At 73.3% G+C, this 21,776-nt stretch carries 14 protein-coding genes and 1 pseudogene; 8 read left to right on the plus strand and 7 right to left on the minus strand.

What is annotated here, in order from left to right:
* Positions 1–9 precede the first annotated feature (9 nt).
* The 4 genes from ADK55_RS40820 to ADK55_RS34680 form a co-directional block, all read right to left on the minus strand.
* Positions 10–93: a putative leader peptide gene (locus ADK55_RS40820; protein ID WP_323178918.1), complete on the minus strand. Its 84-nt coding sequence runs from the start codon at positions 91–93 to the stop codon at positions 10–12.
* A 162-nt stretch (positions 94–255) separates the two neighbouring features.
* Complete coding sequence (locus ADK55_RS34670; protein WP_053684823.1) at positions 256–819, minus strand: GNAT family N-acetyltransferase; 564 nt, start codon at positions 817–819, stop codon at positions 256–258.
* Positions 820–824: 5 nt separating this feature from the next.
* Entirely contained in the window at positions 825–2,117 is a 1,293-nt protein-coding gene (locus ADK55_RS34675; protein ID WP_053684872.1) for a GAF domain-containing protein, read from the minus strand.
* 359 nt (positions 2,118–2,476) lie between these two features.
* Entirely contained in the window at positions 2,477–4,120 is a 1,644-nt protein-coding gene (locus ADK55_RS34680) for an acyl-CoA dehydrogenase family protein (RefSeq protein WP_053684825.1), read from the minus strand.
* A 17-nt stretch (positions 4,121–4,137) separates the two neighbouring features.
* On the opposite strand from ADK55_RS34680, the gene ADK55_RS34685 reads away from it, so the two are divergent.
* Together ADK55_RS34685 and ADK55_RS34690 are read left to right on the plus strand one after the other, a co-directional pair.
* A complete protein-coding gene (locus ADK55_RS34685; RefSeq protein WP_078999771.1) occupies positions 4,138–5,253 on the plus strand; it encodes a YihY/virulence factor BrkB family protein in 1,116 nt (371 codons plus the stop codon).
* A gap of 73 nt (positions 5,254–5,326) precedes the next feature.
* A complete protein-coding gene (locus ADK55_RS34690; protein ID WP_053684829.1) occupies positions 5,327–6,040 on the plus strand; it encodes a helix-turn-helix domain-containing protein in 714 nt (237 codons plus the stop codon).
* Positions 6,041–6,102: 62 nt separating this feature from the next.
* On the opposite strand, the gene ADK55_RS34695 is transcribed toward ADK55_RS34690, so the two are convergent.
* Complete coding sequence (locus ADK55_RS34695) at positions 6,103–6,513, minus strand: VOC family protein (RefSeq protein WP_053684875.1); 411 nt, start codon at positions 6,511–6,513, stop codon at positions 6,103–6,105.
* A gap of 207 nt (positions 6,514–6,720) precedes the next feature.
* On the opposite strand from ADK55_RS34695, the gene ADK55_RS34700 reads away from it, so the two are divergent.
* From ADK55_RS34700 to rsgA, 4 genes are all read left to right on the plus strand, one after another.
* Positions 6,721–7,317 carry a hypothetical protein gene (locus tag ADK55_RS34700; RefSeq protein ID WP_053684831.1) on the plus strand — a complete coding sequence of 199 codons (597 nt, stop codon included), beginning with the start codon at positions 6,721–6,723 and terminating at the stop codon, positions 7,315–7,317.
* A 45-nt stretch (positions 7,318–7,362) separates the two neighbouring features.
* The gene (locus tag ADK55_RS34705) at positions 7,363–9,456 is read left to right on the plus strand and encodes a hypothetical protein (protein WP_053684833.1); all 2,094 of its coding nucleotides are present in this window, start codon (positions 7,363–7,365) and stop codon (positions 9,454–9,456) included.
* A gap of 107 nt (positions 9,457–9,563) precedes the next feature.
* A complete protein-coding gene (locus tag ADK55_RS34710) occupies positions 9,564–14,414 on the plus strand; it encodes a DNA repair ATPase (protein WP_053684834.1) in 4,851 nt (1,616 codons plus the stop codon).
* 247 nt (positions 14,415–14,661) lie between these two features.
* Positions 14,662–15,768, plus strand: coding sequence for a ribosome small subunit-dependent GTPase A (gene rsgA, locus ADK55_RS34715; protein WP_053684836.1), 1,107 nt, complete (start codon positions 14,662–14,664; stop codon positions 15,766–15,768).
* A 105-nt stretch (positions 15,769–15,873) separates the two neighbouring features.
* Here the strand turns inward: rsgA and ADK55_RS34720 are convergent, their stop codons facing one another.
* Together ADK55_RS34720 and ADK55_RS34725 are read right to left on the minus strand one after the other, a co-directional pair.
* Positions 15,874–16,356 carry a DUF456 domain-containing protein gene (locus tag ADK55_RS34720; protein ID WP_053684838.1) on the minus strand — a complete coding sequence of 161 codons (483 nt, stop codon included), beginning with the start codon at positions 16,354–16,356 and terminating at the stop codon, positions 15,874–15,876.
* A 24-nt stretch (positions 16,357–16,380) separates the two neighbouring features.
* A complete protein-coding gene (locus ADK55_RS34725; RefSeq protein WP_053684877.1) occupies positions 16,381–17,358 on the minus strand; it encodes a helix-turn-helix domain-containing protein in 978 nt (325 codons plus the stop codon).
* Positions 17,359–17,558: 200 nt separating this feature from the next.
* Between ADK55_RS34725 and ADK55_RS34730 the strand changes: the two genes are divergently transcribed.
* Entirely contained in the window at positions 17,559–21,332 is a 3,774-nt protein-coding gene (locus ADK55_RS34730; RefSeq protein WP_053684840.1) for a S8 family peptidase, read from the plus strand.
* 102 nt (positions 21,333–21,434) lie between these two features.
* Positions 21,435–21,776 (plus strand): annotated as a pseudogene (locus ADK55_RS38965) (hypothetical protein); the annotation flags it as partial.

The following is a 21,776-nucleotide window of genomic DNA, read 5'->3' on the forward strand; positions in this document are numbered from 1 at the left end:
CTGGTTCCGTCAGCGCGCCGGACAGATGGCGCTGGACATGCGGCCGAGGTCGACGTGCCGCCGACTCACCAAGGCAATTCCAGCTGCATCCATGGCGGAAGCGTGGCACGGGCCGATTGGAGGAGTCCACTACTGTCCATCATGCGGACGAACTCGTCTCGGATCATGGGATGGCGTGATCCGGATCACCCCGGTCCGGCCATCACCGGGGGTCGGGTGGGACCGGGGCGGACCGGGGCGATCCCGGGGGGACGGTCAGGCGCCCGGCCAGGGGCCGGGGGTCGGGGTCTCCTCCTTGGACTCCGTCTCCGTCCTGAAGACCTTGAAGCCGCGCCGCTCGTAGTTGGCCATGGCCGTCGGCCCGTCCTGGCTGCACGTGTGGACCCAGACCCGTCGGGTCCCCTCGCGGCCCGGCCAGCGGTCGGCCAGCGACCAGGCGGCGGCCGCGCCCACCGACAGCAGGTGACCGCCGATGCGCCGGCCGCGGAAGTCCGGCAGCAGCCCGAAGTACATGATCTCCACGACACCGTCGTCCTGGGGGTCGAGCTCGCAGTACCCCGCCGGGGTGCCCCGGTCGTACGCGACCCACGTCTCCACGCCCGGCCGCCCCAACTGCTCCACCCACTGCGCGCGGGTCAGCGCGAGCCGGTCCGTCCAGTGGATGTCCCCGCCCACCGAGGCGTAGAGGAACCGGCTGAACTCGGGGGACGGCACCTCCGCCCGTGAGACGGTGATCTCGGGGCCGGGGACGGCCGCGGCGACCAGTTCCTCGGGCGAGGTCATTTCCAGGGACCAGGTGGTGAGTGTGATGGTGCTCATGGACGTCAGGGAATCACATCGCCCGACCGGCTCCGGGGTGGCCCCCAGGGCCCCGCGGCGTCGAGCCGGGCCCTGATCACCGCAGGCGCCGTGGAGTGCGGCAGCAGGTCCCCGGGGCGCTCCGGGCGGATCAGCTCCACCTCCACGTCCCGCGCGAAACGGTACGGGCGGTGGGTCAGGACCCCCGCGAGCCGGCGCCGCACCCGGGACAGCTCCGCGCGGACGGTGACCGTACGGGTCGGGTCCCCGAACAGTTCGGCGGACAGTTGCGCCGCCGAGCGGCCGCCGGGGGACTCGGCCAGCAGGAACAGCAGCTCCGCGTGGCGCGGGCTCAGCTCCTGCGACCAGCTGCCCGCGGCCCCGTACACGGTCGCCGTCCAGGACCCGGCCCGGCTCAGGTCGAGGACCACCCGGCTCGCGGCCGTCGACGCGGGACCGGACGCGGTGATCCGCAGCAGCCAGCCGCCGGGCAGCGGCTCCGCCACGCATTCGCCGAGCTGCGGCAGCCACACGTGCCCCGGGCCGAGCCCCTTGGGCAGCGGGATCCGGTCGGCGGGCGCCAGTCCCGTCACGGCCGCCGTCCAGCCGTGCGGGTCGACGGCCACCGCCCTGCCGGTCAGGCGGGCCAGCAGCGGGGCCGCCACGGACCGCAGCCGCTCCAGGGACTCCAGGTGGCGGACCCGCAGCTCCCGCTCGGCGAGCCGGGCCACCGCGCCGACCCACGTCAGCGTGGCCGGGTGCATCGTGGCCAATGGCCCGCTGACGTCGACCACGCCCAGCAGCCGCCCGTCGCGGGGGTCGCACACGGGAGCCCCGGCGCAGGTCCAGTCGTGGTGGGTGGAGACGAAGTGTTCCGCCGAGAACACCTGGATCGGCCTGCGGGCCACCAGGGTCGTGCCGACCCCGTTCGTGCCGACCACGGCCTCCGTCCAGTCGGCGCCCACCGCGAAGCCCAGCCGGTCCGCCTTCCGCAGGATCGAGGCGTGCCCCTCCCGCCACAGCAGCCGCCCGTCCGCGTCGGCGACGACCATGATGTGCAGGGACTCGTCCAGGGCGGGCAGCAGGCCCTCGCGGAGCACCGGCAGGACCTCCCGCAGGGGCGAGACCTGGCGTCGCTCCTCGGTCTCGGCGGCCGACAGCAGCCGCGAGCGCGCGTCCCGGTCCGGGTGCACCCCGCAGGCCAGCATCCGGCGCCAGGACTCGGCGATCTCCGGCCGGGGAGCGGCCGGGGGCCGGTCGCCGGCCAGCGCGGCCGCCCGCACCCCCTTGAGCAGACGCGCGGCCTGCCGCGCGTCCATGGCCGAGACGCGTGCCGCGTCGACCGCGCTGCCTGCGGTGTGGGTCACCGGAACCTCCCCGTGCGGAACGGACGTGCGAGGGAAGCCGCCCGGCGGTCCGCGCCGCCGAACTCCCCGTGGCGCGCGCGGCGGGCGATCCCCGACTCGATGGGACGACTGGGGTGCAGCGTTGCAACGGTATGCAACTCTCGCCAAGCCCCGGTCGCCCGACCGAAACTATCGGGACGTCGCCGAGCGGCGTGACAGCTCCTTCCTCGGGGCTTCTCGGATCCGGGGTGGTGCCGAGTCGGCGCGGCGCCATTCCCGGTCTTCCGGCCGACGGGCCCGGATCACGGCAGCGAGCGGTTTGGGGACCACTCCTAGGTCGCGATCCGTGCCCGTGCCACGATCGAACCCAGGTCCAGACTGTGCGGCAGCGTGCCGAACGCCGTGCCCCAGTCGCCGCCGAGCCGCGAGGCGCAGAACGCGTCCGCGACCTCCGGCGGGGCCCACCGCACCAGCAGTGACCCCTGCAACACCAGTGCCATGCGCTCCACGACCCGGCGGGCCCGGGCCTCGATGCCCTCCAGGTCCGCGAGGTCGGTCAGCAGGTCCTTGACGGCGGCGTCCAGCCGGTGGTCGGCGCCCCTGGCCAGCCCGACCTCCCGCAGGAAGGCGTTCAGCGCCTGCGGTTCGCGTTGCAGTGCCCGCAGTACGTCCAGGGCCTGGACGTTGCCCGAGCCCTCCCAGATGGAGTTCAGCGGGGATTCGCGCAACAGTCGCGGCAGTCCGGACTCCTCGACGTAGCCGTTGCCCCCCAGACATTCGAGGGCCTCGGCGACCATCGGCGTACACCGCTTGGTCACCCAGTACTTCGCCGCGGGCACCGCGAGCCGCAGGAAGGCCTTCTCCTCGTCGGTGCCGGCGTCGTACGCGGCGGCGAGGCGCAGGGTGAGGACGGTGGCGGCCTCCGACTCCAGGGCCAGGTCGGCCAGCACGTTGCGCATCAACGGCTGCTTGATGAGCGGTGCTCCGAAAGCAGAGCGGTGCTCCGTGTGGTGGAGGGCCTGGGTCAACGCCTGACGCATCAGCGAGGCCGAGCCGATCACGCAGTCCAGCCGGGTCGCCGCGACCATCTCGATGATGGTCCGCACCCCCCGGCCCTCCTCGCCCACCCGGCGGGCCCAGGTGCCGTCGAACTCGACCTCGCTCGACGCGTTCGACCTGTTCCCCAGCTTGTCCTTCAGCCGCTGGATCGCGAAGACGTTGCGGGTCCCGTCCGGCAGCACCCGCGGCACCAGGAAGCAGGTGAGCCCGCCCGGAGCCTGCGCCAGCACCAGGAACCCGTCGCACATGGGAGCGGAACAGAACCACTTGTGCCCGGTCAGCAGGTACTCGCCGGAGGCGTCCAGCGGCACCGCCGCCGTCGTGTTCGCCCGTACGTCGCTGCCCCCCTGCTTCTCCGTCATCCCCATCCCGAAGAGCACGCCGCCCTTCTCCGCGGCCGGCCGCAGGCCCTGCTCGTACACGTGCGAGGTCAGCCGCGGCTCCCACTCGGCGGCCAGCTCCGGATCGGTGCGCAGCGCCGGCACCGCGGCGTGCGTCATCGACACCGGGCAGCCGTGCCCGGCCTCGGCCTGCGACCACAGGAAGAACCCGGCCGCCCGGCGCAGGTGCCCGGCCGGGCGTCCCCACGCGTCGGTCAGCCCGGAGGTCACCGCGTGCCCCAGCAGCCGGTGCCAGGCCGGGTGGAACTCCACCTCGTCGATGCGGTGCCCGTACCGGTCGTGCGTGCGCAACTTCGGCGGATTCTCGTTCGCCTGCGCACCCCAGTCCTGGGCCTGTCCCGAGCCCGCGGCCCGTCCGAGCGTGGTGAGCTCCTCCCGTACCTCGTCGCGCAGTTCGGGGGAGGCGTCGGCGAGGTGCCGCTCCACCCCCTCGGTGAGGGCCCGGTCGCCGGTGAACGCCTCGTAGCCCACAAGGGGCGGGGCCTGGTTGTTGACTGTGTGGGTGGTGGCTGCCATGCGGATACCGTAAGGACGTGCAGCCAGCAAAAGAAACACCCCAGCGGATCCCAGGGCGGCTCCACCGGGCCCGCGCCCTCTACCGCAACGTCTCCAAGCGCAAAATGGGCTGGCTGCTGCTCAAGGACACCGTCAACTCGTGCATCGAGTACCGGATCCTGGGTCTCGCGGCCGAGGCGGCGTTCTTCACCCTCCTCTCGCTCCCGCCGCTCTTCCTGGGCCTGCTGGGCCTGCTCGGCTACGTGGACGGCTGGACGGGCGGCACGTTCGTCGCCAGCATCGAGGAGAACATCCTGCGCGCGGTCGGCACGGTGCTCTCCGACCGGGGCGTCAACGACATCGCCAAACCCATGCTGGACGACGTGACCAGCCGCGGCCGACCGGACCTGATCTCCCTCGGTTTCGCCTTCGCCCTGTGGTCCGGTTCCCGGGCGGTCAACGTCTTCATCGACACCATCACCGTCATGTACGGCCTCGACGGTCAGCGCGGCATCGTCAAGACCCGACTGCTGGCCTTCCTGCTGTACGTCATCGCGCTGCTGATCGGTGCGGTCGTGCTGCCGCTGATGGTCGCCGGCCCGGACGCGGTGGTGAGCCTGCTGCCCTGGAGCACGGAGGTGATCGCGGTGCTCTACTGGCCCACGGTCACCCTTCTCTCCATCGCCTTCCTGACCACGCTCTACCACGTGTCCGTGCCCGTGCGCTCGCCGTGGATCGAGGACGTGCCGGGCGCCCTGGTGGCCCTGGCGATGTGGGTGCTCGGCTCGTTCCTGCTGCGGATCTACCTCACCAACACCGTGGAGGGGCCGACGATCTACGGTTCGCTGGCCGCGCCGGTCGCGATCCTGCTGTGGATCGGCATCTCGGCCTTCGCCGTGCTCGTCGGGGCCGCCGTCAACGCCGCCATCGACCGGGTCTGGCCGTCGGTGGCCACCGCCGCGGCCCGCGAGGCCAACGAGCGGGTACGGGAGGCGGAGGCGGCCCGGCTCATCGCCCGCGCCGCCGCCTGGCGGGCGCTGGCCGAGGGGGAGTCCGAGGACGACGAGGACGCGGGGATGCCCTCGGAGTTCCCCGAGCGCTGGTCGAGGTTCCTGCCGCCCGAGGACTACCACTCCCGGCTGCGCAAGCACTGAGGAGCCGTCCCGGCGGCGCGGACCCCGGGTTCCCGGCCGCGACCGGCGCCGGGCGCGGACGTAGCCTGGCCCCGTGTACGAGGAGCGACCTTCCCCGCTGGTGCCGGGCGCCGTGCTGTGGCGCTCCGACGGGCCCGGCGCCGTGGTGTTGCCCGACGGTTGCATGGACCTGCTGTGGACCGGCGGGCGGTTGCTGGTGGCCGGCCCGGACACCGGCCCGCACCCCGCCGGCGAGGTTCCGGGCGAGGACCTCGGCGGAACCCTCTGGGGGCTGCGGCTCGCCCCCGGCACGGCGCCCGCGCTCCTCGGCGTACCGGCGCACGAGCTGCGCGACCGGCGGGTGGACCTGGCCGGACTGTGGCCCGGCGCCGAGGTGCGCCGCCTCGCCGAGCGGACGGGCGCGTACCCGGACCCGCGCGACGGCCTGGAGGAGCTGGCCCGGGCCCGCGCCGCCGCCGGCGGGCCGCCCGACCCGGTCGCCGTCGCGGTACGGGCCGGAGTGCGCAGCGGCCGGTCGGTGGCCGCCATCGCCCGGGACGTCGGGCTCGGGGAACGACAGCTGCACCGTCGCTCCCTCGACGCGTTCGGGTACGGCCCCCGCACCCTGGGGCGGGTCCTGCGGCTCCAACGGGCGCTGGCCCTGCTCCGCGCCGGGACCCCGCAGGCGGAGGTGGCGTACGCGGCGGGGTACGCCGACCAGGCCCACCTGGGCCGGGAGGTCCGCGCCCTGACCGGGCGCACGCCCGGGGCCCACGCCCCGCCCCCGGACCGGGCGCCGGGGGGCTGATCGGGGGATCCGCGAGGGCGGGCGGGTCGGGCCGGGGGAACAGGCGCGGGTCAGGCGCCGGATCAGGCGCCGGGTCGCGGCTGCGCGGCGGGCGCGAACAGGGAGACGCCGGAGCCGTCCGGGTCCAGTACGACGGCGTAGCGCTGCCCCCAGAAGGCGTCCCAGGGCTTCAGGTGCCCGGGGTGTCCCGCCGCGGTCAGTTCGGCGTAGAGGGCGTCCACCTCGTCGGGGGAGTCGCACAGGAAGGCCAGGCCGACCCGGCCCTCGCCGGAGGGCCGGGTCCAGGACGGGTCGAAGGAGCGGATGACCTCCTCGGTGTCCCAGCCGATCCGCGTGCCGCCCGGCAGCACGGTCTCCACGTGCGGTTGGCCGTCCGCCTCGGGCGGGAGGTCCAGGCCCAGGCGGCGGTAGAAGGCGAGCGAGGCGGCCATGTCGGTGACGACGAGGCCGATCATGTCGAGTCGGGGAGTCATGTGCCCAGTGTCGGGCGCGCGCCGATCGCGGGTCTTGAACGAATCGGACACGCGCCGAATGGTTCCACCATCGCCCGGCATCAAGAACGCGTAAAGACTGCCGGGAACCGGCAATGAACCCGAGGGCGTTGCTGCGGCAGACTGGGGCTTGCCGGGGTGCTCGTACCGGCCCGGTGCCGGGGCACGGAAGCGGAAGGGGGGCTACCGGTGGAAGAGTTCATCGCCGCCGCGTTCGGGTTCCCCGCCGTGGTGTTCACCTTCGCCCTCGGCGTGGTCGTCGCCTACTGGCTGCTCGTCCTGCTCGGCGCCGCCGAACACGACACCCTCGACACCGACTCCGGATCCGCCGCCCTGGGGACCGCCGGGGTCCCGTTCTCCGTCTCCGTCTCGATGTTCACCGCGTTCGCCTGGTTCACCGCCCTCGCCGGGACCGTGTACCTCGACCGGGCCGGCCTCGGCGGTGGAACCGCCGTCCCCGTCCTGCTCGCCGCGTTGATCGTGGCCAGGGTGGCCACCAGGATCTGCGTGGCACCGCTGCGCGGGTTCTTCCAACCCGACGAGCCGCCGCCCTCGCGGCAGGACTTCATCGGCCTCGTCTGCGTCATCCGCACGGGTCGGGTCGACGACCGGTTCGGCCAGGCCGAGGTGGCCGCCGCCGACGGCTCGACCGCGATCGTGCAGGTCCGCCAGACCGGGGACGATCCGCTCTCCCACGGGAGTGCCGGCCTGCTCTACGCGTACGACGAACCCGGCGAGTTCTTCTGGGTCGCCCCGTACGACAGCGCGCTCGACCCCCGCGCCTGAACCTCACGGAACCTCCCTTACCGCTCCATTCGAAGGGGCCCCTGCATGGATGCCATCTCCTTGGGCGTCGGCGTGCTCGTCGGCGTCATCCTCCTCGTCGTCTTCGTCCTGTTGTTCGTCCTCAGCCGGCTGTTCCGGAAGGTCGAACAGGGCAAGGCGTTGATCGTGTCGCGGATGCGCAAGGTCGACGTGACCTTCACCGGGCAGGTCGTCCTGCCCGTGCTGCACAAGGCCGAGATCATGGACATCTCGGTGAAGACCATCGAGATCTCCCGAACCGGGCGCGACGGCCTGATCTGCCAGGACAACATCCGCGCGGACATCCGCATCTCGTTCTTCGTGCGCGTCAACAAGACCACCGAGGACGTCATCAAGGTCGCCCAGGCGATCGGCACCGCGCGGGCCAGCGACAAGGCCACCCTCCAGGAACTGTTCAACGCGAAGTTCTCCGAGGCGCTCAAGACCGTCGGAAAGCAACTCGACTTCACCGACCTCTACACCAAGCGCGACGAGTTCCGGGACCGGATCATCGCCGTCATCGGCACCGACCTCAACGGCTACAGCCTGGAGGACGCGGCGATCGACTACCTGGAGCAGACCCCGCTCAGCCAGCTCGACGCGTCCAACATCCTCGACGCGCAGGGCATCCGGAAGATCACCGAGCTGACCGCCATCGAGCACGTGCGCACCAACGAGTTCCAGCGCACGGAGGAGAAGGAGATCACCCGGCAGAACGTCGACGCCCGCGAGGCCATCCTCGAACTCGAACGCCGCCAGGCCGACGCCGAGATCAAGCAGCGCCGCGAGATCGAGACCGTGCGAGCCAAGGAAGAGGCGGAGACCGCCAAGGTCGTCGAGGAGGAGCGGCTGCGCGCACAGGGCGCCTTCCTGCGCACCGAGGAACAGCTCGGCGTCCAACGCGAGAACCAGGCCCGCGAGGTGGCCGTCGCGGCGAAGAACCGCGAGCGCGTCATCGCCGTGGAGAGCGAGCGCATCGAGAAGGACCGCCAGTTGGAGGTCATCGCCCGCGAGCGCGAGACCCAGCTGAGCCGGATCGCCGCCGACAAGGAGGTGGAGACCGAGAAGCGCGACATCGCCGAAGTCGTGCGCGAGCGCGTCGCGGTCGACCGCACGGTCGCCGAGCAGGAGGAGTCGATCAAGCGGCTCCGCATGGTCGAGGAGGCCGAGCGGACCCGGCAGGCCGTGGTCATCGCCGCCGAGGCGGAGGCCCAGGAGCGCCTGGTCAAGGACATCAAGGCGGCCGAGGCGGCCGAAGCCGCGGCCGTCCACCACGCCGCCGAACAGGTGACGTTGGCCGAGGCCCGGGTCAAGACGGCCGACCTCGACGCGCGGGCCAAACTGCGGCTCGCGGAGGGCGTGCAGGCCGAGGCCGCCGCGCCCGGGCTGGCCGCCGTACAGGTCCGCGAGAAGGAGGCCGACGCGATCGAGAAGTCGGGTCTCGCGGAGGCGCACGCCACCGAGGCACGGCTGCGGGCGCAGGCCGAGGGCACCAGGGCGCAGGCCCTGGCGGACGCCGAGGCCATCGGCGGGAAGCTGAAGGCGGAGGCCGCCGGCCTCACCGAGAAGGCCGCGGCGATGGCCGCTTTGGACGACGCCTCGCGGGGCCACGAGGAGTACCGGCTCCGCCTGCAGGCGGAGAAGGAGGTCCGGCTCGCCGGCCTGGACGTGCAGCGGCAGGTCGCCGAGGCCCAGGCCACGGTGGTCGCGGCCGGGTTGGAGAACGCCGACATCAACATCGTCGGCGGGGACTCGGTCTTCTTCGACCGGCTCGTCTCCTCGATCTCGATGGGAAAGGGCGTGGACGCCTTCGTCGAGAACTCGGCCACCGCGCGGACCCTCGCGAAGCCGTGGCTGGACGGCTCGTCCGACTTCACCGCCGACCTGACCCGGATGCTCGGCAGCGTCGGTACGGCCGACGTGCGGGACCTGACGGTGTCCGCGCTGCTGATGAAACTGATGCGGGGCGGCGGCGCGAGCGCCGGACCACTTGCCGAACTGCTGTCCCAGGCGGAGCGGTTGGGCCTCTCGGACCTGCCGCTCACGGCCCTCGCGGGCGCCGCCGCCGGCGTCCCCGCCGCCCGGGCGAACGGCTCGGCCGCCGCCGGCCGGCAGGCGTAGGCACAACCCCGGCGGCCCCGGCCGCCGGTGACACACACGGGGCCGCCGGCCGGTCGTGGCCGGCTGCCCCGGCCCCTCTCCCCTCGCGTCAGGAGTGAAGACGACCCATGGGTACGGACATCGACGCCGGAACGTACGAGGTCCTGCGCGACCGCCTCGGCGCGCGGGCCGCCGAGCTGGCCCGACGGGCCGAGGCACTCAACGCGCGGCGCGTCGAGGTGTTCGGCTCCACCGGGCTGACCCTCACCGGCACCGCCCCCGTGCACACCCCCGAACCCTGCGTGGCCCGCGACCTCGTCGCCGTCGGCGAGTGGCTGCTGCTCGGCCACGGCGTGCCCGTCGGGCACACCGGGGACGTCCGCCCCGGCGAGGTGTTCGGGCTGTACGACCGGGACCTGAACCCGGCGCCCGAGGACGCCGTCCCCGGCCTGCTCGACGACCCCGGTTTCCTGCGCGAGTTCGCCGCCCTCTTCCGCTACTACCGGCAGGCCCGGCTGCTGCGGCTGCGCCACGTCGAGGGCGGGTTGCTGGCCGTCTTCCGGACCGGCGAGACGGCCGCCGACATCCGGGTGCTGCGCTGGCGGCTCGCCGGCGGCGGCGTCCGCTTCCTCGACGCGCGCGGCGAACGGGACCACGTACGGCCCGCCCCGCACGACGTCGAGTGGACGGCCGCCACCCGCGAGGACCAGATCCTCGGCCGCCACCCGCACCTGTCCGTCGGCGGGGACCTGTACGTCTCCACGGTCGGCGGCCGGCTCACCGTCAAGACCGAGAACGACACCGAGACCGGCGAGGGCGTCTTCACCGAACCGGTCGCCGAGCCGCTCCAGGCCCTCGCCGACGCCGAGGTCGCGCACGCCCGGGTGGGGCCGCTGATCCTGCTGCGCGTGCGCCCCTACAAGGAGGACACCCGCCGCCACCTCGTCTTCAACACCGTCACACGGGAAGTCGTACGCCTCGACGGCATCGGCCGGGGCTGCCGACGACTGCCCGAGGACCAGGGCATCGTCTTCCCCGGCGGATACTGCCTGGCCGGCGGGGCCCACAAGACCTTCGACGTGGACACCGACGGTCTGACGTACGAGCGGACCGTGCGCTCGCCCAACGGCGAGGACGTGCTCCACGTCTTCGCCGGGGACGAGGGCCGGACCCTGCTGATGCCGTACAACGTCATCCGCAAGGCCGCCGCGACCCCCATCCCCTGCCACGGCCACGCCCTCTTCGAGGACGGCACCCTCACCGTGCTGCGCGGTCCCGCCGACCGGGACGCGGGCGGCGCCACACGCGTCCACCCCGTCCAGGTGTGGCAGTCCCCGTACGTCTCCGACACCCACGCCGCCGCCCGCCCCGCCGGCACCGGACCGCTCGCCCGGATCGGCAACGCCGACCTGGTGCGCGCCATCGCGGACTGCCTCGAACTCGCCGGCGCCGTACGCGACGCCGGCGAGCCGACCGCCGAACTGTACGAGTCCCTCACCGCGGCCTCCGTCCGCGCCGCCGACCAGTACCACTGGCTCGGCGACCCCGAAGTCGGCGACCTGGCGTCCCCGTTGGGCGAGCTGCGGGACACCGCCGAACAGGTCCTCGTCGAGTTCGAGACCGTACGGAACCTGACCCGACAGGCCACCGAGGCCCTGGAGGAGGCCGCCGCCTCCCTGGCGGGCCTGGTCCGCCGGGTCCGCGGCTCCGCCCCGCGCACCGCGGGCGCCTGGGTGGAACAACTCACCGCGCTGCGCCGCGCCCAGGGCCGGTTGGTCTCGCTGACCGGGATGCGGTACGTCGACACCGGACGGATCGAGTCGCTGGCCGCCGAGGTGTCCGCCGACATCGACGCGGCCGGTCGCCGGGCGGTGGAGTTCCTGCGCGGCGAGGACGCGTTCACCGACTACCGGGCCGCGATCGACGCCCTGGCGGCGGAAGCGGCGACGATCACCGTCGCAGCCGAGGCCGAACCCCTCGCACGCCGGCTCGCCGAACACTCCGAGGGGCTCGGGACGGTCACCGACGTCGTCGCCGCCCTGGACATCGGCGACGCCACCGTGCGCACCTCCATCCTGGAACGGATCGCGGACGTGCTGGGCGGCGCCAACCGGGCCCGCGCCGTCCTCGACGCGCGCCGCCGGGAGTTGGTCGGCGCGGAGGGGCGGGCCGAGTTCGCCGCCGAGTTCGCCCTGCTCGGCCAGGCCGTCACCGGCGCCCTCGCCGCCGCCGACACCCCGCCGGCGTGCGACGAACAACTGGCGCGGCTGTTGCTGCGCGTCGAGGACCTCGAAGCCCGGTTCAGCGAGTCCGAGGAGTTCCTCGGCCGCCTCGAAGCCCGCCGCACCGAGGTCCACGACGCTTTCTCGGCCCGCAAGCAGACCCTCCAGGACACCCGCGCCCGGCACGCCGAACGACTCGCCGCCTCCGCGGGCCGCGTTCTCGACACCATCACCCGGCGGATCGCCGCGCTGGAGGACATCGACGCCGTCCACACCTACTTCGCCTCGGACCCGATGGTGGCCAAGATCCGGCGCACCGCCGAGGAACTGCGCGCCCTTGACGACCGGGTCCGGGCCGAGGAACTCGACGGACGGCTGGGGGCCGCCCGCGAGGCGGCCGGCCGGTCCCTGCGTGACCGCACCGACCTCTACACCGAGGGCGGCTCCGTCATCCGGCTCGGGCAACACGCCTTCGCCGTCAACGCCCAGCCGCCCGAACTCGCCCTGGTGCCGCACGGGGACGGGATCGGCTTCGCCATCGCCGGCACCGACTACCGTTCCCCGGTCACCGACCCGGACTTCGCCGCGACCCGGCCCTTCTGGGAGCAGACGCTGCCCTCGGAGAACCCGGCCGTCTACCGCGCCGAGTACCTGGCCGTCCGGCTGTTGCGCGCGCACGGACCGGCCGCCCTCGCGGACGCGGACCTGCCCGCCCTCGTACGGGAGGCCGCCGACACCGCGTACGACGAGGGGCACCAGCGCGGGGTCCACGACCACGACGCCACGCTGATCCTGGCGGCCCTGCTGCGGCTGCACACCTCGGCGGGGCTGCTGCGCCACCCGGCCGCGGACCGGGCCGCGGCGCAACTGTTCTGGGCGTACGGAGCCACCGAGGAGGCCCGGGCGACCTGGACCCGGCGGGTCCGGTCGATGGCGCGGGCCCGGGAGACCTTCGGCCCGACCCCGGCCATCGACGACTTCCGGGCGGAACTGACCGCCTCGATGGGGGAGTTCGGCGGACACGGGGGTGTCGCCGAATACCTCTTCGAGGAGCTGGCGGGCGGGGCGGGCTTCGTGGTCGCCCCGCCCGTACGGGCCCTGCTGGCCAAGTTCGCCGCGCTGGACGGGATCGCCGCCTACCGGGCCGATCTGGCCGCGCTCGGCGACGACCTGCCCGCCCGCCGCCAACTGGCCGAGAGCTGGCTGTCCGGGTTCGCCGCCTCGCGCGGGGAGACGCCCACACGCGGGGAGTTGGCGGAGGCCGTCGCCGTGGAACTGTGCGGCGCACTGCCGCACCGCGACCCCGGTGAGGGGTGCGCCACCACCGAGACGGTCACCGGGCTGCTCGGCTCCCACCCGCGGGTGGGCGAGGGCGGACGCATCCTGCTCGACCTTCCGGAACTCCTGTCCAGGGTCGGCGAGTTCGAGACATCGGTGGTGCCGTCCTTCCGTGCCTACCAGCAGCGGCGCACCGAACTCGTCGCCGCCGAACGGCAGCGGCTGCGGCTGCGGCTGGACGAGCACCGCCCCCGGGTGCTGTCCGGCTTCGTCCGCGGGCGTCTGGTCGACGAGGTGTACCTGCCGCTGATCGGGGACAACCTCGCCCGACAGATCGGCACCGTCGGCGCCGCCAAGCGCACCGACCACAGCGGCCTGCTGCTGCTCGTCTCGCCCCCCGGCTACGGCAAGACCACGCTGGTGGAGTACGTCGCGGACCGGCTCGGCATGGTGCTGGTGAAGATCAGCGGGCCGGCGCTGGGGCACGCGGTGACCTCGCTCGACCCCGCGCAGGCGCCCGACGCGAGTGCCCGCCGAGAGGTGGAGAAGATCAATTTCGCGCTGGCCTCGGGCAACAACACCCTGCTCCACCTCGACGACATCCAGCACACCTCGCCCGAACTGCTCCAGAAGTTCATCTCGCTCTGTGACGACACCCGCCGCGTCGAGGGGGTCCACGACGGGGTGGCGCGCACCTACGACCTGCGGGGCAAGCGGTTCGCGGTGTGCATGGCCGGCAACCCGTACACGGAGAGCGGGGAGCGGTTCAAGATCCCCGACATGCTCGCCAACCGCGCCGACGTCCGGAACCTGGGCGACGTACTGACCGGCAAGGAGGACGCCTTCGCCCTCAGCTTCGTCGAGAACGCCCTCACCTCGCACCCCGTCCTCGCACCCCTGGCCGCGCGGGGCCGGGCCGACCTCGACCTGTTCGTCCGGCTCGCCTCGGGGGACGCGGCGGCGCACGCCGACCGCCTGGTCCACCCGTACGCCCCGGCGGAACGCGAGCGGATCGTGGCGGTACTGCGGCACCTGCTGGCCGCGCGGGACGTGGTCGTCACCGTCAACGCGGCCTACATCGCCTCGGCCGCCCGCACGGACGCCACCCGCACGGAACCCCCCTTCCGGCTCCAGGGCTCGTACCGCGACATGAACAAGATCGCGACGAGGATCGATCCGGTGATGAACGCGGCCGAACTGTCCGCGCTGATCGACGACCACTACCGTGCGCAGGCGCAGACCCTGACCACGGGAGCCGAGGCCGACCTGCTCAAACTCGCCGAGCTGCGGGGCCTGCTGACGGCCGATCAGGCAGAACGCTGGGTCGCGCTCAGGGCCTCGTACGTGCGCGAGCAGGCACTCGGCGGCCCCGAGGGCGACCCGGTCACCCGGGTGGTCGCCGCCCTCGGCCTGCTGGCCGACCGCCTCACCGCGGTGGAGACGGCGATCCGGGGGAGGGCCGGGACGGCCGGGAACTGAACCGGCCGGAAAAAGAGTTGGCGCGGCCCCGAGGGGGCTTGTTACGGTGAGGCCGTTCCGCCGATCGGCGCGGAGCATCGGCTCGTGAAGGACCCGGAGGTGAGCTCGTTGATGACTGTCGTCGCGCAGGGCGCTGCCCGCACTCAGAAGATCATCAATGTCACCCCCGTGGTCTCCGGCTGACCTCACACCTTCTTCGCGCGCCGCCGAGCGCGCGCCGCCGGGGCCACCCTGTGAAGGGTTCCCCTTGTCTTTCTCCTCTTTCTCGCAGGCTCCGCTCGCGCACGCCCTCACCCCCTTCGGTTGGGACGGGGCGTGGGCATCCGAGTTCGCCCCGTACCTCGCGCAGGGCCTCGTGCCCGGCCGGGTCGTACGGGTCGACCGGGGCCAGTGCGACGTCATGACCGCGGACGGGATCGTCCGCGCCGACACCGCCTTCGTCACCCCGCACGACCCGCTGCGGGTCATCTGCACCGGTGACTGGGCCGCCGTCGAGGCGGCCGGCAACCCGCGGTACGTCAAGGCCTACCTGCCGCGCCGGACCGCCTTCGTGCGGTCCACCTCCTCGCAGCGCTCCGAAGGACAGATCCTCGCCGCCAACGTGGACCACGCCGTCATCGCGGTCTCGCTCGCCGCCGAGCTCGACCTCGGGCGCATCGAACGCTTCCTGGCCCTGGCCTGGGAGTCGGGGGCACAGCCGCTGGTCGTCCTGACCAAGGCGGACCTGGTCCCGGACCCGACCGCGCTGTCCTACCTGGTGGAGGACGTCGAGACCGCCGCGCCGGGCGTACAGGTGCTGACCGTCTCCTCCGTGACGGGCGAGGGCACGGACGTCCTCGCCGCGGTCGTCGCGGACGGTACGAGCGTGCTCCTCGGCACCTCCGGAGCCGGCAAGTCCACGCTCGCCAACACCCTGCTCGGCGTCGACGTCATGGAGGTGCAGGCAGCCCGCGAGGTCGACGGCAAGGGCCGCCACACGACGACCACCCGCAACCTCCTCGCCCTCCCGGGCGGCGGCGTCCTGATCGACACCCCCGGTCTGCGCGGCGTGGGACTGTGGGACGCCGAGGTGGGCGTCGGGCAGGTCTTCTCCGAGATCGAGGAGTACGCGCGCGAGTGCCGCTTCCACGACTGCGGGCACGAGGCCGAGCCCGGGTGCGCGGTGCTGGCGGCGCTGGAGTCGGGAGAGCTGCCCGAACGACGGCTCGACAGCTACCGCAAGCTGCTGCGGGAGAACCAGCGGATCGTCGCCAAGACGGACGCGCGCCTGCGGTCCGAGATCCGCCGGGACTGGCGAATGAAGTCGGCGGAGGGCCGGGCCAACCACGCGGCCAAGCGGGGCGGACGGGTCTGACCCGTCCGGCGGACGACCTCCGGCCCGAAGTGGGCCCCCGCCGAGCGGGGGCCCACTTCGGGGACCGTCCCGCGGCTCCCGATCCCGTCGGACCCCGGACCGTGCCTACGACGCGAGGACCGCGCCCAGCCAGGCCGCCACCACCAGCAGGCACGCGAACAGCTCCACCAGCACGCTCGTACCCACCGCCCGCATCACCGCCCGGACCGAGGTCCAGGCCTCCCCGCGGGTGCCCAGCCGCAGGCGCTCGCACAGGTAGATCCCGCCCACGAACCCGGGGACCGCGCCCACCACGGGCAGCAGCACGAAACCCAGCAGCGCGCCCGCGCCCGCGAACACCGCCATCCGGGGGGTGACCCCCACGCCCCGCAGCCGCCGGGGCGGCAACTGCCACTTCACCACCTGCACCACCAACAGCAGGCCGGTCGTGGCGACGAGCAGGGCCCAGGCGAGCGAGGACCTCATGTGCAGCGCCCACCACAGCACCCCCGCCCAGACCAGCCAGGTTCCCGGGACGCCGGGGACCAACACCCCGAGCACCCCGAGCAGCAGCACCAGCCCCACCAGGAGCAGCTGAGGCAGATCCATCTGCCCAGCCTGACCGACCAGGGGCTATCGAGCCACCCAGCCCCGCTCGTACGCGTGCCAACCCAGCTGGAGCCGCGTGGTGACCCCGGACATCTCCATCAGACCCTTGACCCGCCGCTGTACCGTCCGCAGCCCCAGCTCCAGATGCTTGGCCACGCTCGCGTCCGTCATGCCGGCCAGCAGCAGGGAAAGGATCTCCAGGTCGATGGTGTCGGGGCCGCCCCCCGACTCCTCCGGGGAACCGGTGGAACCCAGCCGCAGCGGCAGCGCCTCCCGCCACACCGCCTCGAAGAGGCCCATCAGGGACTCCAGCAGGCCCGACGCGTGCACCACCAGCGCCGCCGGTTCCGCGCCCCGCGCCGTCAACGGCACCATCGCCAGAGTACGGTCCGCGATCACGAGCTTCGTCGGGACCTGCCCCGTCACCCGGATCCGTTCGCCGCGCGCCAGGGCCGTCGACGCCTCCCGGATGCCGCTCGGCAGGGTCAGCACCTCCCGCTCGATGACCACCCGGTACTCCACGCCGCGCACGGAGGCCCGCTCCTCCGCCTCGTTGTCCATCCCCGTCATCACCTGGGGCCGCCCGCTCACCAGCGCGCACACCTCCTCCGCCGCGCCCAGCTGGAGCTGTACGAAGCGGTGCGCGACCGCGCTCGCCCCCGTCACCACCTCCACCAGGTCGTGGACCGCCGGCTCGGCGGCCTCCACCCGGTACTCCTGCGCCAGCAGCGCCGCCGCCAACTCCGCCTGCTCCAGCTCGTGCCGCTGCTGCGTGAGCAGCGCCCCCAGCGCCACTCCCGGAGGGGCCGCCACCCAGCGGCCGGGCCGGGCCGAGGACTGGGCCGCCAGGCCGTGCCGCTCCAGGTGCCGCAAGGCCCGCTCGGTCTGCGGCACGGGCAGCGTCAGCCGGTGGGCCAGGTCGGGCACCTCCGCGGCCCCCAACGCCACCAGCGCGCGGTACGCCGACTCCTGTCCCTCGTCCAGGCCTATCGCACCCAGCAACACGTCCACCCCTTCTCTCGGCACCGTTCCTGGCGGGAAGCGGCCACGGCGCAAACCCGCCGCCGACATCATCGCCGTACCACCCGGCTCTCTGTAAAGGTGACGCCACCGCAGCACCACCATTCGCCGGTCGACAGCCACGCGCACGGCAACTTTGCCGTGCGATGAGGCAGTTGGTCGGAATTCACCTGGGGAGAGCGATGCGCCCGATATCGCGCACGGCGCTGGGAGCGGCCGTCGCGGCCGTCCTGGCCGCCACCGCCGTCGGCCCGTCCACGGCACAGCCGAGCGACGGAACGAAGGACAACAGACCGCTCGTGGGAAGCGAGGCGGCCGGCGCACACCCCTCGACGCCCGTCACCGTCACCCTCGTCACGGGCGACCGGATCCTGGTGTCCACCGACGCCGCCGGCCGCGGCGCCGCCACCGCGATGCCCCGCGAGGACGGCTCGCAGCCCGTGGTCCAGACCCGCCGGAGCGGCAAGGACCTGTACGTCTACCCCGAGGGCGCGATCAAGGCGCTCGCGGCGGGCACGGTCGACGAGGAACTCTTCAACGTCACCGGCCTGATCCGGCAGGGCTACGACGACGCGCACGCCAAGAAGCTGCCGCTCATCGCGGTCTACGACGGCTCCGTGAACGTGGCGCGCTCCGCGCCCCCCGCACCGCGCGGCGCCGACCGCTCCCTGGTCCTGCCCTCCATCGGCGCGGTCGCCCTCACCGCCGACAAGCAGCAGGCCGCCGCCTTCTGGACGGACGTCATCCGCCCCGCGGCCGGCGACCGATCCCGCACGGCCGGCGGCCTGAAGAAGCTGTGGCTGGACGGCAAGGTCCGGGCGAACCTGGAGCGGTCCACCAGACAGGTGAACGCGCCCGCCGCCTGGGCCGCCGGTTACGACGGCAAGGGCACCAAGGTGGCCGTCCTCGACACCGGCACCGACCTGGACCACCCCGACCTCAAGGGCCGCGTCGCGGAGTCGAGGAACTTCACCGACTCCGACACCGACGCCGACCGGCAGGGCCACGGCACCCACACCATCTCCACCGTCGGCGGCTCCGGCGCGGCGAGCGGCGGAGCGAAGAAGGGCGTCGCCCCCGGCGCCGAACTCCTCAGCGGCAAGGTCCTCAACGACCAGGGGTACGGCCTCGACTCCTGGATCATCGCCGGCATGCAGTGGGCCGTCGACAGCAAGGCCGACGTGGTCTCCATGAGCCTCGGCGACCCCTCGCAGACCGCATGCGACGACCCCATGAGCGCCGCCGCCGAGCAACTCGCCCGCACCTCCGGCACCCTCTTCGTGATCGCCGCCGGAAACGCGGGCCCCGGCAACAACACGGTGTCCTCTCCCGGTTGCGCCCCCAGTGTGCTGACCGTCGGCGCCGTCGACCGCGACGACACCACCGCCTCCTTCTCCAGCCGCGGTCCCGCCGGTCTCCCACACACCCTCAAGCCGGAGATCGCCGCCCCCGGCGTCGGGATCTCCGCCGCCGCGATGGGCGGCCGCGGGGTGTACGCGTACCAGTCCATGTCCGGGACCTCGATGGCCACCCCGCACGTCGCGGGCGCCGCGGCCATCGTCAGGCAGCGCCACCCGGACTGGACTCCGCGGCAGGTCAAGGCGGCCCTCGTCGGGTCCGCGAACACGAAGGTGCCCGGTGACGTCCGCCAGACCGGCGGCGGCCGGCTCGACGTGAAGGCGGCGATCGACACCACCGTCACCTCGGCGCCGGCCGTGCAGGGCGGCACGTACAACTGGCCGCAGGACCGGGGCGACCGCACGAGCGTGGACGTCCCGTACACCAACACGGGCACGAAGGCGGTCACGCTGTCCCTGGCCGTCGAGAAGGTCACCGGCAACGACGGCTCGACCGTCCGCTCCCGGGTCGCCCACCTCGACCGGCGCACCGTGACCGTCCCGGCCGGGGCCACCGTCAAGGTGCCGCTCGCCCTGGAGCCCGACGCGAGGCTGGAGCGCTCCCAGTACGGGGACGTCACCGGCCGGGTCGTCGCCACGGCGAACGGCGTACGCGTCTCCACCCCCTTCTCCCTGTACGTGCAGCCGCGGACGGTCACCCTGCGCGTCAAGCTGATCGACCGGGCCGGCAAGCCGGCCGGCGGGCCGTCCTCCCTGGACGTCATCGGCACCGACGACGCCAGTGGCGAGCGCCGCTTCAACGAGGGCGCCCCCGACCAGGTCTACCGGGTCCGACCGGGCTCGTACTTCCTCTCCGCGTTCGTCGGCACCCCCGACGCCGGCGTCGCGGAGAACCCGCTCGTCGACTCCCTCACCTACCTCGGCCGCCCGCAGGTCGAGGTCGTGAAGGACACCGTGATCGTGCTGGACGCCCGCGAGGCGGCCCGGCTGTCCATCGCCACCGACAAGCCCACCGAGGCCCGTTCCACCACCCTCGCCTTCTCCCGCTCCTGGGACGATGCCTGGCTGCACGCGGGCACCGCGCAGGGCGGCCGATCGATCCGCGGCTACTACGCCTCGGTCGAAGGGAAGGCCAAGGAGGGGCAGTTCGAGTTCGGCAGCTACTGGCGGGCCGCCGCGCCCCTGGTCTCCGAGCTGAAGGTGGCCGGCGGCGCCACGCTGCACCCGACCACCGCCTCCCTCGGCAGCGACAACCTCGACGGAACCGGCTCCGCGCCCCTGGTGAACGCCGGCGACGGCACCCCCGAGGAACTGGCCGCGGTCTCCGCCAAGGGCGCGATCGTGCTGGTCAAGACCGTGGACGGAGCGCTCTACGAGGTCGCGGAACGCGCCAGGGCCGCCGGCGCCAAGGCCGTGCTCGCCCACCGTGACGCCCCCGGCCGCTGGATCGGCTTCACCGGCTACGCGGGCGGCTCCCTGCCGGCCCTGTCCATCGAGACGGGCGAGGCCAAGGCCCTGCTGGCCCGGCTCGACGCGGGCAGGGTCACGCTGAACTGGAAGGCCACCGCGAAGAGCCCGTACCTCTACAACCTCGCCCAGATCGAGAAGGGCGAGGTGCGCGGCGAGCGCACCTACCGGGTGCGCGACCGCGACCTCGGCGCCGTGGAGTCCACCTACCACGCCATGGGCGTCGGCGCGGACTTCGTCGATCTGGTCGGCGCCTACCGGCCGTCGGGCAACGCCGTGTTCTTCGGCAGCCTGGAGACCGTGGCCGTGCCCGGCAAGCGCACCGAGTACCACACCGCCGGCGACACCGCCTGGGACCACCTGCTCTCCAGCAGCTTCCCCTGGGGCGAGTTCATGACCGACCGACAGCGCACCTACACCAAGGGCTCGAAGCGCACGGAGAGTTGGTACGACGGAGTGATCGGCCCGGTCGCCCCGCGCGACACCGCGGGCCGGCAGCTGCTCGCCGCCGAGCGTCAGGGCAACCTGATCGGCTTCGCCTCCGCCATGTGGGGCGACAGCGGGCACTACGCGCAGCCGGGCTCCTTCGGCGACGCCGGGGGACTGGTGCTCAAGCGCGACGGCGAGCAGATCGGGGACAGCGGGTACCCGTCCGGGGTCTTCGAGGTCCCGGCCGGCGAGGCCACGTACGAACTCACCCAGCAGGTACAGAAGTTCGGACAACCGGCCCGTACCTGGCAGCGCTCGCAGGAGATCCGGACCTCCTGGACCTTCCGATCGAAGGAGGACCCCGCGCAGTACTCGCAGGCCCTGCCGATCCTCTTCCCGGCCCTCTCGATCCCGGAGGACGGGGTGAAGACCCTCCCCGCGACGAACGGCCGGACGATCCGCCTGGGCGTCACCGGGCACGCGGGCTACACGCCGGGCGCGCTGAAGTCGGCGAAGCTGTCGTACTCCTACGACGGTGAGAACTGGACGCGGGCCGAGGTCGGCGAGCACCGCGGCACCTGGACCGCGCGCGTGGACCACGCGGGCGCCGCCGGCAAGCCGGTGTCGCTGAAGGTCGAACTGACCGACGCGAACGGCGCGTCCGTCACCCAGACGGTCGTGCGGGCCTACGACATTCGTTAGCCCGTACGACTGAAGCGGAGAGGGTTCACCGGGCGGCGGCCCGGTGGGCCCTTTTCGTGTGTTCCGCGTTTTTCGCCGCCCCCGACGGCCGACAATGGAGGCATGAGTCAGCGGGGTGCGGACGACTGGTGGCAGAAGCTCTACGAGGACCCGGACGCGGTACCCGAACCCGATCCGGGCGACACGCTGGACCAGCGTTACCGCTCCGCGGTGGTCCTGGTCAAGGAGCCGGAGGCGGGCACGGGGGTGGGCGCGGGAGCGGGCAAGGAATCCGGTCCGGGACCGGTGGACACGGGCGCACCGACCGGGCCGGCCGGCGCGGTACTGCCCGCCCAGCGGCGGGAGGCCGAGCCGGAGCGGGAGCCGGAAGGGGCCGGGTCCCGGGGCGGGGACACCCCGCCGCCACCGCCGCCCCCGCCACCCCGGCCCCCCGCGTACGTGCCC

This window comes from Streptomyces sp. WM4235 (assembly GCF_001279725.1).
GTDB lineage: Bacteria > Actinomycetota > Actinomycetes > Streptomycetales > Streptomycetaceae > Streptomyces.